This window comes from Streptomyces sp. NPDC060232 (assembly GCF_042726555.1).
Taxonomy (GTDB): Bacteria; Actinomycetota; Actinomycetes; order Streptomycetales; family Streptomycetaceae; genus Streptomyces.
Window position 1 is genome coordinate 29,764 of sequence record NZ_JBHXAG010000015.1, and the last position, 16,884, is coordinate 46,647.

The window sequence follows — 16,884 nt, forward strand, 5'->3', positions numbered from 1 at the left end:
TTGCGGTGAGCTGGAGGGGACGGTCGCGTGAGCGAAATACCTGCGCAGGCACATCAGGCCGACGTGCCTCGGGAGACATGGCACGACGCCCTGTGGCACAGCAGTCCGCCTGGCTCGATATATGACTACATAAAGGTCGCATCCTTCTCGATCGGGCCCGACGGGTACATCGACCAGTGGAGCCTGCGCGCCGAGGAGCTCTTCGGGCTGACGGCCGCCCAGACCGTGGGGCGCGACCCGGTCGACGCCTTCATGCCGCCCGAACTGCGCCCCGGCGCCCACCGCAAGGTCGCCGAGATCCTCGACGGCAAGGAGTGGACCGGCCTGATCCCCTTCCGGATCCCCGGCGGCAACGGCGCGCACGGCGTGGCCGAGATCTATGTGATGCCCACCCAGACCGAGACCGCGGAACGGGCCGCCCTCTGCGTCGTCGTCGACGTACGCGCGCTGCGCCGCATCGAATCCGACCTTGCCGCTTCACAAGCCATATTCGGCCAATCTCCGTTCGGCTTCCTGCTCTTCGGCACGGACCTCACCGTGCAGCGGGCCAACCGCCGCTTCGCCACCGTCTTCGGTGGCACCGCCGAGACGCACCGCGGCCGCACCGTGCACGACTACCTGCCCGCGCACGAGGCCGACCGGATGGCGGAGGCCCTGCGCCGGGTGCTGGACACCGGCGACGCCGTCACCGACCTCCGCATCACCGGATCCACCCCGCGCAGCCGGGAGAACCGCCACTGGTCCATCAACCTCTACCGCGTGCACGGCGGCAGCGGCCGCCCCATCGGCGTCGCCGGCATCGGCACGGACGTCACCCGCCGCCACCTCGCCGCCCGCGAGGCCGCCGGGGTACGGCGCAACCTCGCCCTGCTCAACGAGGCCGGGCACCGCATCGGCAACTCCCTCGACCTGGAGACCACCGCCCGGGAACTCCTCGACGTCACCGTCCCGGGCTTCTGCGACCTGGCCGCCGTCGACCTCTACCAGGGGCTGCTGCTCGGCGACGACGACCGGCCCGCACGGCCCCAGGGACCGGGCGTGCCCAGCCTGCCCGGCCAGGGCCCGGCCCGCACGCCCTCAGCGCCGCTGCGCCGGGTGGCCTTCTCCTCCGCCGTGTCGGACGCCCCGCTGTCGGGCCCCGGCGCCCTGGTGTCCGTCGGCGACATCCACCGCTATCCCGCCGCCTCGCCGGGTGCCCTCGCCCTGCGCACGGCGCGGCCGCGGCTGATCGAGGGCGGCGGCGGGGAAGACCTCGTGCAGTCCACCCTGGTGGTGCCGATGGTCGCCCACGACACGGTGGTCGGACTGGCGCAGTTCTCCCGTACGAAGGGCAGCGAGCCCTTCGGCGAACGGGACCGGGCGGTGGCCGTGGAACTCGCCGCCCGCGCCGCCGTCTGCATCGACAACGCGCGGCTGTACCGGCGCGAACACGAACGGGCGCTGATACTGCAACGCAGCCTGCTGCCCCCTGGCGACCCGGAGGCGGCCGGCCTGGACATCGCCTGCCGCTATCTGCCGGGCAACGCGGCCACGGAGGTCGGCGGCGACTGGTTCGACGTCATCGAACTGCCCGGGCACCGCACGGCCCTGGTCGTCGGCGACGTCATGGGCCGGGGCCTGCGGGCCGCCGTCGCCATGGGCGAACTGCGCACCGCCGTACGGACCCTGGCACTGCTGGACCTGGAACCGGCGGAGGTGCTGACCGCGCTCGACGAGATCGCGCGCGGGCTCGGCGCACCCGGCGGCTCCCAGCAGGCCTCCCGCGCGGCCCTGCACTCGCGGGACTCCGACCGCTCGGAGGTGTACCTCGCCACCTGCGTGTACGCGGTCTACGACCCGGTGACGCGGCGCTGCACCATCGCCAACGCCGGCCACATGCCGCCGGCCCTGGTGTCGCCCCACCACACCGGGCCGGGCGAGGAGCACGAGCCGATGCCCGCCCTGCTGCTGGAGGTGCCGCCCGGGCTGCCGCTCGGGGTGGGCGGGGAGCCGTTCGAGGAGGTCGAGGTGGAACTCCCCGAGGGCGCCCTGCTCGCCCTGTACACCGACGGACTCGTGGAGTCCCGTGACCATCCGCTGGAGGAGGGCCTGCGCGGCCTGCGCGCCGCGCTCGCCGACCCGGTCCGCCCCCTGGAGGACGTCTGCGACCACGTGCTGAACACCCTGGACACCCGGCACGGCGAGGACGACATCGCCCTGCTGATGGCCCGGGTACAGGGGTTGCCCGTGGACGCCGTCGGGGACTGGCAGCTGCCGCGCGAGGCCCGGTCGGTGGGCCGGGCGCGGGAACTGGCCCGGGCGAAGCTGCCGGCGTGGGGCCTCGAAGGCCTGCTGGACACCACCGAGCTGCTGGTCAGCGAACTCGTCACCAACGCCCTGCGCTACGGCGAGGGCGAGATCCGGCTCAGGCTGCTGCTGGACCGGACGCTGGTGTGCGAGGTGTGGGACGCGAACCTGGTCCAGCCGCGCCGCCGGCGCGCCCGCGACACCGACGAGGGCGGCCGGGGCCTGCAACTGGTGGGCATGCTGTCCGCCGGGTGGGGCACCCGGCGCACCCACCGCGGCAAGACCGTGTGGTTCGAGCTGCCCCTGCCCGGCGCGGCGGAGGAGGCCGTCTCGGAACTCTCGGCGGAGCAACTGCTGAACATGTACGGCTGACCCCGGGCCCGGCCGCGGGCCCCCGCCCCCGCAGCCCGGCCCCGCCGGGGCCCGGGGCCGGGGGCCCTGCGGCCGCGGCCGAGCACGCCGAAGGGTGCGCGGACATGGCCGTTCAGGCGGCCCGGCCCTGTTTGAGGGCGGCCAGGCGGGCCTCGATCTCCGAGGCCCGGCCCAGGTCCTCCAGGGACTCGAACTGGGCGTCCAGGGAGGACGCGGCCAACTCCTGCTTGCCCAGGGCCATCGCCTCCTCCCGCCGCACCTTCTCCTCGAAGCGGCCCAGGTCGCTCGTCGGATCCATGACGTCGATGTTCTTCACCGCGTCCAGCATCGTGTTCTGCGCCTGGGCGGTCCGCGCCCTGGCCACCAGCTCGTCCCGCTTCGCCTGGAGCTCCGTCAGCTTGTTCCGCATCGACTCCAGGCCCGACCGGAGCCGGTCGACGACGACCGTCTGCGCGGCGATCGTCGGCTCGGCCGCCTTCGCCTCCTTCTCCGACTGCAGCTGCCGGCCCAGCGCCACCTTCGCCAGGTTGTCGAACCGGTCGGCCTCCGCCGTCGCCCCCGACGCCCTCAGCTCGTCCGCCTTCCCGCTCGCGGCCAGGGCCTTGGAGCCCCACTCGGCGGCCGCGTCCACGTCCTCCTTGTGGTCCGCCTCCAGCATCCGCAGGTTGCCGATCGTCGTCGCGACCGCCTGGTCCGCCTCCGAGATGTTGTTGCTGTAGTCCCGGATCAGCTGGTCCAGCATCTTCTGCGGGTCCTCCGCCTGGTCCAGCAGTGCGTTGATGTTGGCCTTGGCGAGCTGGGTGACCCGGCCGAGGATCGTCTGCTTGCTCATGATGGGCCTCTCCTGGTGAGGGATGGTCTGTCCGGTACGGACCCGCGCCGCGGGCGGTTCAGAAGCGGCCGCCACCGCCCATGCGGCCCCGGGTGCCGCCGCCGCCGAAGGACCCCGGGCCGCCGCCCCCGCCGAAACCGCCGAAGCCCCCGCCGCCGCCACCCCCGAAGCCGCCCCGCAGGATCTCGCCGAGGATGATCCCGCCCAGCACGGCCCCGCCCTGCCCGCCGCCGCGCCGGCCCGCGTACGGGTCCTGGTACGCCCGCACGTCCTGCTCCGCCAGCTGCTGCGCCTGCCGCGCCAGCGCGTCCGCCTGCTGGGCCTCCGCCAGCGCCTGCGAGGGATCGCCCGCCGCCAGCGCCCCGGACCGCTCCAGATGCCGGCCCGCCTCCGCCAGCCGTGTGCGGGCCTGGCTGCCCACCGCGCCCCGGGTGGTGGTGATGTAGTCCGTCGCCGCGCTGATCGCACTGCGCGCCGACAGCATGGCCTGGTCGAGGAGGGCCGCGGCCCGCTGCCGGCCCGACTCCCGCTGCCGGGCCCCGGCCAGGGCCTCGTCCAGGGCCGCGTCCGCCTCCTCCACCCGGCGCAGGGCGTCGATCGGGTCGTACCGGCCGGCCGCCTCCTCCCGCCGTACGCCGGCCAGTACGGACTCGGCCCGGCCGATGCGACCGCGCAGGTCAGCCGTCGAGGTGCCCTCGGCGGTACCGGTCAGCAGCCCGCGGGCGTCCGCGAGGTCGGTCTCCGTCTCGGTCAGCGCGCCCGGCAGCTTCCCGGCCGCCTCCGCCAGCTCCTGCGCCCGCCGCTCGACCGCGTCCATCAAGGTCGCCGCCTGGCCCACCGCGCCTTCGGCGGACCGCACGTGCACGGCCGCCGTGCCGTTCTCCCCGGCGTCGACCGCCGCGTGGGCCAGGCCCAGGTTGGTCGCCGCGAACAGCAGCCGGTCCTTGGCCTGTTCGGGATGGGAGGCGACCGGCGCGGAGGCGGAGTCCGCGTACCGCCGGGTCAGCGCGGTCAGCGTCGCCTCGGCGGTGGTGGTGCGCCCGGTCAGCTCCAGGTAGTGCTCCTCCACGGCCGCCAGGGCCCGCGGGGCGTTCTTCTCCAGGTCCCGCAGGCGGTCGAAGTCCGCCGCCTGGGCGTCGAGCCGCCGGTTCGCCTCGGTGCAGCGGGCCACGATCTCGTCCAGCATCCGGCGCCGGGTCGCATCGTCCTCCGGGTAGGCGTCGTCGAGCTGCTGGCGCAGCCGGAAGGCGAGCGTCAGCTCGCCCTTGGCGTACTCCACGGCCGCCGTGAAGGGAGCCGCCGCCTCCTCACCGAACTCCGCGATGGCGAAACCGAGTTCCTCGGCGCTGGTGCGGACCGCGTCGTCCGTCTCCACCAGCAGCGACTTCGCCAGGCCGTCCAGTTCCGGCAGCGGGAGGCGGTCCGGCGCCCCTTCGGGCCAGCCCGGGCCGGTCGTCGTCCCGCGGCCGCCGGCCGCGCTCTCCCTGCGCTTGCGGCGCCGGTACGCGTACGCGGCCAGCGCCCCGGCCGCGCCGACCGCGACCACCGGGAGCACGAAGTCCCCGGCGCCGCCGCCGTCGCTGCCGCCGCCGGGGTCGGGCGGGCCGGGCGTGATGGCCGGTGCCGGTACGGGCTGCCCGCCGAGGACCGCGTTGTAGCCGTTCGCCGCGCCGATCGCCGCGCCCGCCCAGTCGTTCTGCCGCAGGGCCGGCTCGATGGCGGTCCGCGCCACCTCGGCCAGCTGCCCCTCGGTGAAACCGGAGTCGACATCGGCCGAATAGGCGTACTGGCGGTCCCCGGTGGCCACCGCCAGCAGGACGTCGTCCCGGCCGAGGCCGTTGCGCTGCGCGGTGGCGTCCGCCCAGCTCTGGGCGGAGCGCCCGGAGAAGTCCCGCACGTACGCCACGAAGAGCTGGATCTTCCGGTCGGCGTACAGGTCGTCGAGGGCGGCGGTGACGGCGGGCTTCCGGTCGCCGAGCGCGTCGACGAGGTCGGTGACCTGCCCTTGCTGCGACAGGGCGACGGGGTCCTCGGCCCGCGCGGCAGGTGCCTCGACGACGACCCAGCCGCCGAGCGCCAGCAGTCCGGCGGCCAGGGCGAGCCCGGCCCGTACGAGTGCTCTGCTGCGCGGCTCGGTTCTCGGCGGGATCACATTTGGGAGGGTATGAGTGCTTCATCCGGCGCGCATCCGGAGCAGCGCGCGGCGACCGGCTCCGGGCTGCTGGCTCCGGGGTCCGGGGTCCTCGCGCGGAGGACCCCGGCCGCCCCCTCAGTCCTTCCGGCGCCCGATCCTGGCGCCCAGCCAGACCAGCGGGTCGTACGTGCGGTCCACCGCCCGCTCCTTCAGCGGGATCAGGGCGTTGTCGGTGATCTTGATGCCCTCGGGGCAGACCTCCGTACAGCACTTGGTGATGTTGCAGTAGCCGAGCCCGTGCTCCTCCTGTGCGGTCCGCTTGCGGTCGAGCCCCGCGTCCGAGGCCGCGTCCAGGGGGTGCATGTCCAGCTCCGCCACCCGCATCAGGAAGCGCGGACCGGCGAAGGCGCCCTTGTTCTCCTCGTGGTCACGCACCACGTGGCAGGTGTCCTGGCACAGGAAGCACTCGATGCACTTCCTGAACTCCTGCGAGCGCTCCACGTCGATCTGCTGCATCCGGTACGCGCCCGGCGCCACCCCCTCCGGTGGCACGAAGGCCGGGACCTCCCGTGCCTTCCGGTAGTTGAAGGAGACGTCCGTGACCAGGTCCCGGACGACGGGGAAGGCCCGCAGCGGGGTGATCGTGATCGTCTCGGTCCGCTCGAAGGTCGACATGCGCGTCATGCACATCAGCCGCGGCCGCCCGTTGACCTCCGCGCTGCACGAGCCGCACTTGCCCGCCTTGCAGTTCCAGCGCACCGCCAGGTCCGAGGCCTGGGTGGCCTGGAGCCGGTGGACGATGTCCAGGACCACCTCCCCGTCGTGCACCTCGACGGTGAAGTCCCGCAGGTCCCCGCCCTCCGCGTCGCCCCGCCAGACCCTGAAGCTCGCGTCGTAGGTACTCATCCGTGCAGCTCCTCTTCGGCGAGGTACTTGACCAGCTCTTCCTTGTCGAACAGCGCCAGCAGGTCGGGGCGGACGGGATCGGTGCGGGTCCGGACCAGTTCGATCCGGGCGGCCGCCGGGTCCGCCGGTACGGGGTCCACCGGGCGGCACAGCAGGTTCACCGGGCGCCAGGTCCGCTCCATCGCCGGGCAGTCCTCGCGGGTGTGCCCGCCCCGGCTCTCGGTGCGCTCCAGGGCCGCGCGGGCCACGCACTCGCTGACCAGCAGCATGTTGCGCAGGTCCAGGGCGAGGTGCCAGCCCGGGTTGAACTGCCGGTGGCCCTCGACGCCGGCCCGTGAGGCGCGTACGCGCAGGGCGGCGAGCCGCTCCAGGGCCTCGGCCATCTCGCCCTCCCGGCGGATGATGCCGACGAGGTCGTTCATGGTCGTCTGGAGTTCCTGGTGCAGGGTGTACGGGTTCTCCGCGCCCTCGGCGGCGTGGAACGGCGCCAGCGCCTCCGCGGCCGCCGCGTCGACCTCCGCCTGGGAGACGGCCGGGCGCCCGGTGGGGGAGGTGCGGCGCGCGGCGTGCTCGGCGGCGTACAGCCCGGCCCGCCGCCCGAAGACCAGCAGGTCGGACAGGGAGTTCCCGCCGAGCCGGTTCGAGCCGTGCATCCCGCCGGCGACCTCGCCCGCCGCGAACAGTCCCGGCACGCCGACGGTGGCCGCGGTCTCGGAGTCGACCGCGATCCCGCCCATCACGTAGTGGCAGGTGGGCCCGACCTCCATCGGCTCCGCCGTGATGTCGACGTCCGCCAGCTCCTTGAACTGGTGGTACATGGAGGGGAGCCGCCGCTTGATCTTCTCGGCCGGCATCCGCGTGGACACGTCGAGGAAGACCCCGCCGTGCGGGGAGCCGCGGCCGGCCTTCACCTCGGAGTTGATCGCGCGTGCCACCTCGTCACGGGGCAGCAGCTCGGGCGGGCGCCGGTTGCGGTCCGGGTCCTCGTACCAGCGGTCGCCCTCCTCCTCCGACTCCGCGTACTTCTCCTTGAAGACGTCGGGCACGTAGTCGAACATGAACCGCTTGCCCTCGGAGTTGCGCAGCACCCCGCCGTCGCCGCGCACGGACTCGGTGACGAGGATCCCCTTCACCGACGGCGGCCAGACCATGCCGGTCGGGTGGAACTGCACGAACTCCATGTTGAGCAGGGGCGCGCCGGCGAGCAGGGCCAGGGCGTGGCCGTCGCCGGTGTACTCCCAGGAGTTGGAGGTGGTCTTGAAGGACTTGCCGATGCCGCCCGTGGCCAGGACCACGGCCGGGGCCTCCAGTACGAAGAAGCGGCCGGACTCGCGTTCGTAGCAGAAGGCCCCCGAGACCCCCGGCCCGTTTTTGAGGCTGTGGTCCTTCAGGACGCGCGTGACCGTGCACTCCTGGAAGACCTTGAGCCTGGCCTCGTAGTCCCCGTGCTCCTTGAAGTCCTCCTGCTGCAGGGCGACGATCTTCTGCTGGAGGGTGCGGATCAGCTCCAGGCCGGTGCGGTCGCCGACGTGTGCGAGGCGGGGATACTCGTGTCCGCCGAAGTTGCGCTGGGAGATCCGCCCGTCGGGGGTGCGGTCGAAGAGGGCGCCCCAGGTCTCCAGCTCCCAGACCCGGTCCGGGGCCTCCTTGGCGTGCAGTTCGGCCATCCGCCACTGGTTGAGGAACTTCCCGCCGCGCATGGTGTCGCGGAAGTGCACCTGCCAGTTGTCGCCGTCGTTGACGTTGCCCATGGAGGCGGCGATCCCGCCCTCGGCCATCACCGTATGGGCTTTGCCGAACAGGGACTTGCAGATCACGGCCGTACGGGCGCCCCGCTCGCGGGCCTCGATCGCGGCCCGCAGCCCCGCGCCGCCCGCGCCGACGACGACCACGTCCCACTGCTGCCGTTCCACTTGAGCCATCAAAAGATCCTCGGGTCGGTGAAGGCGCCGCTGGCCAGCAGGTAGACGTAGAAGTCGCACAGGGCCACGCTGATCAGGGAGGCCCAGGCCAGTTGCATGTGGCGGGAGTTGAGCCGGCTGACCCAGCCCCAGAGCCGGTAGCGCACCGGGTGCTTCGAGAAGTGCTTGAGCCGGCCGCCCATGATGTGGCGGCAGGAGTGGCAGGAGAGCGTGTAGGCCCAGATCAGCGCGATGTTGACCAGGAACAGCAGGGTCCCGAGGCCCATGTGGCCCCATGCGTAGTGCTCGTCGCGGAAGGTCAGCACGGTGTCGTACGTGAGGATGCCCGCCACCGGGATCGCCGCGTAGAAGAAGTACCGGTGGGCGTTCTGGAGGATCAGCGGGAAGCGGGTCTCGCCGGTGTACTTCGCGTGCGGCTCGGCGACGGCGCAGGCGGGCGGTGAGGCCCAGAAGCCCCGGTAGTAGGCCTTGCGGTAGTAGTAGCAGGTCAGCCGGAAGCCGAGCGGGAAGACCAGGATCAGCAGCGCGGGGGACAGGCCCCACCAGCTGCCGAAGAGGTCCCAGTTGGGGCCGCCGCGCATCGGAACGCAGTTCTCCGCGAGACACGGCGAGTAGAAGGGGGAGACGTAGGGGGCCGCGTAGTAGTCGGCGTTGGCGAAGGCCCGCCAGGTCGAGTAGACGATGAAGGCGAGCAGCCCGGCCGCGGTGCCGGCGGGGGCGAGCCACCACCGGTCCGTCCGCAGGTGCCGGGCCGCGATGGCGGCCCGCGAGGCGTCGTGGACGCCGCCGGGCGGATGCTGGGGTCGTTCCGTGCCTGTGGCCAAAGAGGACTCCGGTAGGAGTGATGAGGGGACGCTCCCGCCGGCCCGGCCGCGGGGCGGCCTGGCCTGACGGGGGCGCGGGGTGGACGGCGTGCGGGCCGCGTACGGGCGGCGTCAGGGCGCGTGGCGGTCACGACCGCCGGGGTGTCCTGTCGATCAGGCCGGATCAGGGAGCGGTGCCTGGTGCCGCGAGCCCGGCGTGATCGGCAGGGCACCCCCCTAGGCCCTCGTCGTCGGAGTCCGTCCACAGCGTGCTGTCGTAGGGGGTGTCCGGGACCGTCACCATCCGGGACGGGTCCGGCGGGGCCGGCGCGGGCTTCTGGCGCGCGGCCCGCTGTTCCAGCCGCTCGACCTTGCGCGCCAGCTCGTCCAGGTTGCGCCGTACTGCGGTCAGATCGTCGTTCAGGGACATGACTTGCCCTCACTTCCGCCAGGGTGCGGTGGCAACGCTCATGTGCGCCTGCGAGTGTCGCGCCTGGCGTCCCCGGTTGTGAAGGGACGTGCAGCGATTGCGGGCGCGCAGGCGCGAACTGTGCGCCCCTCCCCGGCCCCCGTTGCCATCCCTCTCCCGGGGAACGCCCTCCCGCCCGCAAGCGGGATTGGTCCGCACGGGTGGGGTTCGCGGCGTGGCGAGAGGCGGCTGCGAAGGGTGCGGAGCGCCGTCGATTTCAGTGGAGTCCGGCAACCGGTGTGATCAGCTCCATATACCGCCGAACGTGATCATGCTTCCCCCACGCCCCGCCCCGGAGGTACCACCCATGTCCCAGAGAAGGCGCAGGTCCTTGGCGCTCCTGACCTCGGGAGTCCTCGCACTGCCGCTGCTCACGGGCTGCGGCGCGGGTGACGACGAGGGCGGGCCGGCCGCCGCAGGCCAGGACATCGCCGCGACCACCCGCGACAAGGTCGCGGACGGGGGTGTGCTGCGGTGGGCGGTGGACACCCTTCCGGACACCCTCAACGCCTTCCAGGCCGACGCGGACGCGACCACCAGCAGGATCGCGGGGGCCGTGCTGCCGCACCTGTTCGTGCTGGACGCCAAGGGGCGGCCGGTGGCCAATCCCGACTACCTGGAGAAGGCCGAGGTCATCGAGCGGGAGCCGAAGCAGGTTGTCCTGTACAAGCTGAACCAGCAGGCCGTGTGGAGCGACGGGCGGGAGATCGGCGCCCCCGACTTCGTGGCCCAGTGGCGGGCCCTGAACGGCAAGGACACGGCGTACTGGACGGCGCGCAACGCCGGCTACGAGCGGATCGAGAAGATCGAGAAGGGCAAGACCGACCTGGAGGTCAGGGTCACCTTCGCCAAGCCGTACGCGGACTGGCGCTCGCTGTTCTCCCCGCTCTACCCCAAGCAGGTCACCGGCACCCCGGACGCCTTCAACGAGGGCGCCCGCGGCACCCTGAAGGCCACCGCCGGGCCCTTCGCCCTCGGGGCGATCGACAAGAAGACGGGCACCGCCGCCCTGACGCGCAACCCGCGCTGGTGGGGCAGGCAGGCCAAGCTGGACACGCTCATCCTGACGGCGGTGCCGCGGGCCGAGCGCCCCGCGGCGCTGGCCGCCGGGAAGGTCGACCTGGCGGAGATCGACCGCTCCGGGGCCGATCGCATCGCACTGGCCCGCCGGGACGCCGCCGGCAAGGGCGGCGCGGGCGCGGGCGGGGCCCCGGCGCACGGCCCGGGCGCCGCGATGACCCCGGCGCAGGCCACGCTGTCCTGGGCGAACGCCTTCGGTACGGACGAGGAGAAGGCGGAGCAGGAGAAGGAGGCGCGCGCCAAGCACACCGAGGCGGTGAAGCGGTACGCGGACGAGCAGACGGCTCTGCGGAGATTCACGGTCCGCAAGTCCCTGGAACCCGCCTACACACAGCTGGCCATGAACGGTGCGTCAGGCCCGCTGGCGGACGAGCGGGTGCGCCGGGCCGTGGCCCGTGCGCTGGACCGCCAGGCGCTGGCCGACCTCGTACTGAAGCCGCTCGGCCTGCCCGCCAAGCCGGTCGGCAGCCACGTGGCCCTGGCGGGGCAGCAGGCGTACGCCGACAACAGCGACGCCCTCGGCGGCCAGGACGCCAAGGCGGCCCAGGCCCTCCTCGCCGACGCCGGCTGGCGCCGGGGCGGCAAGATCACCGAGCCGGCCGGGGCCAAGGCCGGGCCGGAGAGCGCGCCGCAGGACGACGGCAAGACCCCCGCGGGCCCGGGCACCGGCAACGACGGCCTGTACATCGTGGGCGAGGAGGACGAGGCCGACGGCGAGGCCGCCGAAGCGGGCTCCGACACCGCCTCCGACACCCGTGCCGCCGACGGCGCCGCCGCGGCGGAAGGCGAGCAGGACCGCGTCTCCCCGGTCCTGGCCCCCGCCCCCTTCGGGGCCCAGCAGAAGGACTCCCTCCTCGCCCAGGCGGCCAAGGTCCGCCCCGTCGACGACGGCAAGCGCAGCGCGGCCCAGGACGGCGACACGGCCGACCCCGCCGAGGGGTCCCCGGCCCCGGCCAAGCAGGCCACCCGCACCTCGGGCAACATGCTCGCCAAGGACGGCAAGGTGCTCACCCTGCGCTTCGTCCTCCCCGCCGGACCCGGCTCGGAGTCCCTGCGCACCGTCGGTGAGCGGATCTCCCAGATGCTCCGCAAGCTCGGGGTGAACACCGAGACGACCAAGGTGGCCGACGACAGCTTCTTCAAGGACCACATCGCCTCGGGCCAGTACGACCTGGCGCTGTACTCCTGGCCGGCGACGGCCTTCCCCGCCACCGACGCCCGGCCGATCTTCGCCAAGCCGGAGCCGGCGGCGGACGGCTCGCTCCTCGTCGAGCAGAACTACACGCGGGTCGGCACCGACCACATCGACCAGCTGTTCGATCAGGCCCTCGGGGAGCTGGACGAGGCGCAGTCCCGCGAGCTGGTGCGCAAGGCCGACGCCAGGATCTGGGCGGCGGCCGGCTCGATCCCGCTCTTCCAGCGCCCGGAGCTGGTGGCGGTCAAGCCCAGCCTGGTCAACGCCGGCGCCTTCGGCCTCGGCTCCCCCCGCTACCAGGACATCGGCTGGAAGAAGGCGCCGAAGGCCAAGGAGAAGAAGAAGTAGCCCGGGCGAAGATGTGGTGACAAAGGGGTGCCTGTCAGGTTGACCCACAGGTCACAAGCTCAGATGTGACTCAAGTCCCTTGCCCGCCGGAACTCCGGCGGGCAAGGTCGTGGATACCCGTTGACCCGCATGTATTCCCGCAGGAACGGCGGCCCGGGCACCCCACCTCACGCTCGGCCGCGCTCATTCCTCCGGCCTCTTGACAGACCCCCGGCAGGCGGTTCCCGCCATTCGACGTACCATGGGGTAAGGCCGTGGCAGGTTTTCGCCCGGTCGAGGCGCGCGTGCCAGGCCGTACGTGACGCCATCCACGATCCCGGGAGAAGCGCCGAAGTGCCCACGCGCCACGACATCCGTAACGTCGCCATCGTCGCCCACGTCGACCATGGCAAGACGACCATCGTCGACGCCATGCTCAAGCAGGCCGGTGCCTTCGCCGCCCACCAGCAGCTCGACGACCGCATGATGGACTCGAACGACCTGGAGCGTGAGAAGGGCATCACGATCCTCGCCAAGAACACGGCGGTGAAGTACCACCCCAAGGACGGCGGGGCCCCGATCACGATCAACATCATCGACACCCCCGGCCACGCCGACTTCGGTGGCGAGGTCGAGCGCGGCCTGTCGATGGTCGACGCCGTCGTCCTGCTGGTGGACGCCTCCGAGGGTCCCCTGCCCCAGACCCGCTTCGTGCTCCGCAAGGCGCTCCAGCAGCGCAAGCCGGTCATCCTCTGCATCAACAAGACGGACCGCCCGGACTCCCGCATCGACGAGGTCGTCAACGAGACCTACGACCTGTTCCTGGACCTGGACGCCGACGAGGACCAGATCGAGTTCCCGATCGTCTACGCCTGCGGCCGTGACGGCATCGCCTCGCTGACCAAGCCGGAGGACGGCACCGTCCCCGCCGACAGCGAGAACCTGGAGCCGTTCTTCTCCACCATCCTGGAGCACGTCCCGGCCCCGGTGTACGACGAGGAGGCCCCCCTCCAGGCCCACGTCACCAACCTGGACGCCGACAACTTCCTCGGCCGCATCGCGCTGCTGCGCGTCGAGCAGGGCGAGCTGCGCAAGGGCCAGACGGTCGCGTGGATCAAGCGTGACGGCAGCATCTCCAACGTCCGCATCACCGAGCTGATGATGACCGAGGCGCTCACCCGCAAGCCGGCCGAGGTCGCCGGCCCCGGTGACATCTGCGCGGTGGCCGGCATCCCCGAGATCATGATCGGTGAGACCCTGGCCGACCCGGAGAACCCGATCGCCCTGCCGCTGATCACGGTGGACGAGCCGGCCATCTCCATGGTCATCGGTACCAACACCTCCCCGATGGTCGGCCGCGGCGGCTCCGGCAAGGGCGCGGACGCCAAGGCCGCGGTCAAGGACCGCAAGGTCACCGCCCGCCAGGTCAAGGACCGCCTGGACCGCGAGCTGATCGGCAACGTCTCGCTGCGCGTCCTCGACACCGAGCGCCCGGACGCCTGGGAGGTCCAGGGCCGCGGTGAGCTCGCGCTGGCGATCCTCGTCGAGCAGATGCGCCGCGAGGGCTTCGAGCTGACCATCGGCAAGCCGCAGGTCGTCACCCGCGAGATCGACGGCAAGGTGCACGAGCCGGTCGAGCGCATGACGATCGACGTGCCCGAGGAGCACATGGGTGCCGTCACGCAGCTCATGGGCGTCCGCAAGGGCCGTATGGACAACATGTCGAACCACGGCTCCGGCTGGGTGCGCATGGAGTTCGTCGTCCCGTCCCGCGGCCTGATCGGCTTCCGTACGGAGTTCCTGACGCAGACCCGCGGCACCGGCATCGGCCACTCGATCCACGAGGGCCACGAGCCGTGGTTCGGCCAGCTGGTCACCCGTAACAACGGCTCCCTGGTCGCCGACCGCGCCGGTGCGGTCACCGCGTTCGCGATGACCAACCTCCAGGAGCGCGGCGTGCTGTTCACCGACCCCGGCACCGAGGTGTACGAGGGCATGATCGTCGGCGAGAACTCGCGCGCCGACGACATGGACGTGAACATCACCAAGGAGAAGAAGCTCACCAACATGCGCTCCTCCTCGGCCGACACGTTCGAGGCGATCGTCCCGCCGCGCAAGCTCTCCCTGGAGCAGTCCCTGGAGTTCTGCCGCGACGACGAGTGCGTCGAGGTGACCCCGGAGGCGGTCCGCATCCGCAAGGTCGTCCTGGACCAGAAGGAGCGCTCGCGCACCGCGTCGCGCGCCAAGTCCGCCAAGTAGTAAGCGCGTTCGGGCCCGCCGGCCCCGGGTTCGCCCGGGCGGCGGCCGCGGCGGTCGCAGCCGGCCGCACGGGCGTGGTAGAACAGCAGCCCCTTGCCTCACGGACTCCGTGCGGGAAGGGGCTGTTCGCTTCTGTCAAGCGGATTTTTGCGTTCAGGTGTCCGCATACCGACCGTGACACTCCGGATGATGAGCTAACCGTCCGTTTCGCACGTGTCTGTCTCCTATCCGTTTGTCCGGATTTCGGGTTTCTGCCGCGGATCGATGTTGTGAAAACGAGACCACTTAAGTGTGGTTTACGGCCTGGCAGTCCTTGAGGATGGCTCCATTGAGCTCGGGTCAATGGGTCACGCGATGTGGGGATCGCGCCGACTCACGAGCACACTATGGGCAGGAAACCACTCGCCGTCAGGGGTGTCGGCGAGGTTTTCATGCCCCTCAAGTCGATCAGTGGACTCATGAGGAGGAAACCCATGCGCGGTGCCAAGAGCGCCAAGTGGGTCGTGGGCGCGGTTGTCGTCGCCCTGGCCGCGACTGCCTGTGGCGGCGGTAGCGACAGCAAGGACAAGGGCAGCGCTGCCGGCGGCGGCACGTTCCGCCTGGGCAGCACGGAGCCGGACACCATCGACCCGGGGCGCGCCCACGAGTCCACGGGCATCCTGCTGTCGAACGCCCTGTTCACCGGCCTGTACTCGAACACGCCGGACGGCCTGGCCGAGCCCGCGCTGGCCGAGTCGGCCAGCTCGGACGAGGGTTGCACCTCCTGGACCTTCAAGGTCAAGGCGGACACCAAGTTCTCCAACGGCGAGGTCGTCGACGCCGAGGCGTTCGCCCGCGGTTGGGCGCGTTCCGCGCACAAGGCCGCCGCGTCCGACGTGGCGTACCACTTCGCCGGCATCAAGGGTTACGCGGAGCTGCAGGACGGCTCGGCCAAGACCTTCTCCGGTGTCACCACCCCGGACCCGCACACCATCAAGGTCGACCTCTCCAAGGCCGACTGCGAGTTCGTGCTGAAGACGGCGCACACCGCCTACAGCCCGGTCCCGAAGGTCGCCAAGGTCGGCGAAGAGGACAAGGCGTTCGGCGAGGCCCCCGTCGGCAACGGCCCGTTCAAGATGGACGGCAGCTGGGAGCACAACAAGGCCATCAACCTCGTCCGCAACGACGACTACGGCCTGACGAAGGCGAAGCTGGACAAGGTCCAGGTCACCCTCCTCAACGACAAGACCGCGCACCAGCTGGAGTACGACGGCTTCCAGGCCGGCACCTTCGACTACGCGCACATCCCGACGCCGATGCTGAAGACGGCCGAGGCCAAGTTCAAGCCGCAGAACAAGTGGTTCGCCAAGGACACCAACGGCATGAACTGGGTTCTGCCGATCGGTGACAACGGCCCGACCAACAACAAGGACGCCCGTCTGGCGATCTCCTACGCGATCGACCGCCAGGCCATCGCCAAGGGTGTCTTCCAGGGCTTCCAGACCCCGTCGACGACCATCGTGCCGCCGGCGTTCCCGAAGGCGTACCAGAAGGACCTGTGCACCTCCTGCGTCAAGCAGGACGTCGCCAAGGCCAAGGAGCACGCCGAGAAGGGCGGCCTGAAGCCGGGCACGGAGATCAAGTTCGCCTTCAACACCGGTGCGGGCCACGAAGAGTGGGTCCAGGCCGTCGCGCGTCAGCTTGAGGACGTCCTCGGTCTGAAGGTCAAGCTGGACGGCAAGGACTTCCCGGGTCTGCTCAAGGAGCAGCAGGGCAGCCAGGCCTCCGGCCTCTACCGCTTCGCGTGGGGTGCGGACTACCCGACCCCGGAGAACTTCCTGTTCCCGCTGCTGCACTCGGCCTCGATGAACAAGGACGCCGAGGGCAACGTGGTCGGTGACAACCGCGCCCGTTACAACAACCCCGAGTTCGACAAGCTGATCGACACGGCCCGCGCCACCAAGGACGAGGCCGCGCGTATCGCGATGTACAAGCAGGCCGAGAAGATGGCCATGGACGACATGGCCCTCATCCCGACCTTCAACCGTTCCCAGTTCCGCCTGATGGCGACCGACAAGTTCAACGGTCTGGACGACATCAACTTCAACGAGGACCCGATCCTCGAGAAGATCTCGCTCAAGAAGTAATCGGTTCGGACGGTATATCCGTCAGGAGCGAACGTGCCGCGGCCCCCGGGTGACCGGTGGGCCGCGGCCCCGCTCGGCAGGCCGTTCTTACTTCGGCACCCCTCACATCCGCGGGCAATCCCCGCTGGCCGAGAGCCGGCCCGTTCCTCGGGCCGGAGGCCGCTGCTCCCAGA

General features: G+C 71.6%; 10 protein-coding genes. 4 read left to right on the top strand and 6 right to left on the bottom strand.

Features of this window, described 5'->3' with window-relative positions:
* Positions 1-36: 36 nt before the first annotated feature.
* Positions 37-2,658: a SpoIIE family protein phosphatase gene (locus ACFWFZ_RS21955; RefSeq protein ID WP_387124594.1), complete on the top strand. Its 2,622-nt coding sequence runs from the start codon at positions 37-39 to the stop codon at positions 2,656-2,658.
* Between the two features lie 112 nt (positions 2,659-2,770).
* On the opposite strand, the gene ACFWFZ_RS21960 is transcribed toward ACFWFZ_RS21955, so the two are convergent.
* From ACFWFZ_RS21960 to ACFWFZ_RS21985, 6 genes are all read right to left on the bottom strand, one after another.
* Entirely contained in the window at positions 2,771-3,490 is a 720-nt protein-coding gene (locus ACFWFZ_RS21960; protein ID WP_387124480.1) for a PspA/IM30 family protein, read from the bottom strand.
* Positions 3,491-3,548: 58 nt separating this feature from the next.
* The gene (locus ACFWFZ_RS21965) at positions 3,549-5,642 is read right to left on the bottom strand and encodes a TPM domain-containing protein (RefSeq protein WP_387124481.1); all 2,094 of its coding nucleotides are present in this window, start codon (positions 5,640-5,642) and stop codon (positions 3,549-3,551) included.
* Between the two features lie 117 nt (positions 5,643-5,759).
* Entirely contained in the window at positions 5,760-6,530 is a 771-nt protein-coding gene (locus ACFWFZ_RS21970) for a succinate dehydrogenase/fumarate reductase iron-sulfur subunit (RefSeq protein WP_387124482.1), read from the bottom strand.
* Complete coding sequence (locus ACFWFZ_RS21975; RefSeq protein ID WP_387124483.1) at positions 6,527-8,452, bottom strand: fumarate reductase/succinate dehydrogenase flavoprotein subunit; 1,926 nt, start codon at positions 8,450-8,452, stop codon at positions 6,527-6,529. Before ACFWFZ_RS21975 ends, ACFWFZ_RS21970 begins: the two co-directional genes overlap by 4 nt.
* Positions 8,452-9,276 carry a hypothetical protein gene (locus ACFWFZ_RS21980; RefSeq protein ID WP_387124484.1) on the bottom strand — a complete coding sequence of 275 codons (825 nt, stop codon included), beginning with the start codon at positions 9,274-9,276 and terminating at the stop codon, positions 8,452-8,454. Before ACFWFZ_RS21980 ends, ACFWFZ_RS21975 begins: the two co-directional genes overlap by 1 nt.
* A 163-nt stretch (positions 9,277-9,439) precedes the next feature.
* Positions 9,440-9,685 carry a hypothetical protein gene (locus ACFWFZ_RS21985; protein ID WP_387124485.1) on the bottom strand — a complete coding sequence of 82 codons (246 nt, stop codon included), beginning with the start codon at positions 9,683-9,685 and terminating at the stop codon, positions 9,440-9,442.
* A 346-nt stretch (positions 9,686-10,031) separates the two neighbouring features.
* Here ACFWFZ_RS21985 and ACFWFZ_RS21990 point away from each other — a divergent pair, with 346 nt between their 5' ends.
* The 3 genes from ACFWFZ_RS21990 (at position 10,032) to ACFWFZ_RS22000 (ending at position 16,711) form a co-directional block, all read left to right on the top strand.
* Positions 10,032-12,347: an ABC transporter family substrate-binding protein gene (locus ACFWFZ_RS21990; protein WP_387124486.1), complete on the top strand. Its 2,316-nt coding sequence runs from the start codon at positions 10,032-10,034 to the stop codon at positions 12,345-12,347.
* Positions 12,348-12,680: 333 nt separating this feature from the next.
* Positions 12,681-14,585, top strand: coding sequence for a translational GTPase TypA (gene typA / locus ACFWFZ_RS21995; RefSeq protein ID WP_376659825.1), 1,905 nt, complete (start codon positions 12,681-12,683; stop codon positions 14,583-14,585).
* A gap of 473 nt (positions 14,586-15,058) precedes the next feature.
* Complete coding sequence (locus tag ACFWFZ_RS22000) at positions 15,059-16,711, top strand: ABC transporter substrate-binding protein (RefSeq protein ID WP_387124487.1); 1,653 nt, start codon at positions 15,059-15,061, stop codon at positions 16,709-16,711.
* Positions 16,712-16,884 lie beyond the last annotated feature (173 nt).

Bases quoted from the DNA above. Each gene is read 5' to 3' on its own strand.
- ACFWFZ_RS21960 (WP_387124480.1), bottom strand. From the start codon at position 3,490: ATGAGCAAGCAGACGATCCTCGGCCGGGTCACCCAGCTCGCCAAGGCC.
- ACFWFZ_RS21975 (WP_387124483.1), bottom strand. From the start codon at position 8,452: ATGGCTCAAGTGGAACGGCAGCAGTGGGACGTGGTCGTCGTCGGCGCG.
- ACFWFZ_RS21990 (WP_387124486.1), top strand. From the start codon at position 10,032: ATGTCCCAGAGAAGGCGCAGGTCCTTGGCGCTCCTGACCTCGGGAGTC.
- ACFWFZ_RS21970 (WP_387124482.1), bottom strand. From the start codon at position 6,530: ATGAGTACCTACGACGCGAGCTTCAGGGTCTGGCGGGGCGACGCGGAG.
- ACFWFZ_RS22000 (WP_387124487.1), top strand. From the start codon at position 15,059: ATGCGCGGTGCCAAGAGCGCCAAGTGGGTCGTGGGCGCGGTTGTCGTC.
- ACFWFZ_RS21985 (WP_387124485.1), bottom strand. From the start codon at position 9,685: ATGTCCCTGAACGACGATCTGACCGCAGTACGGCGCAACCTGGACGAG.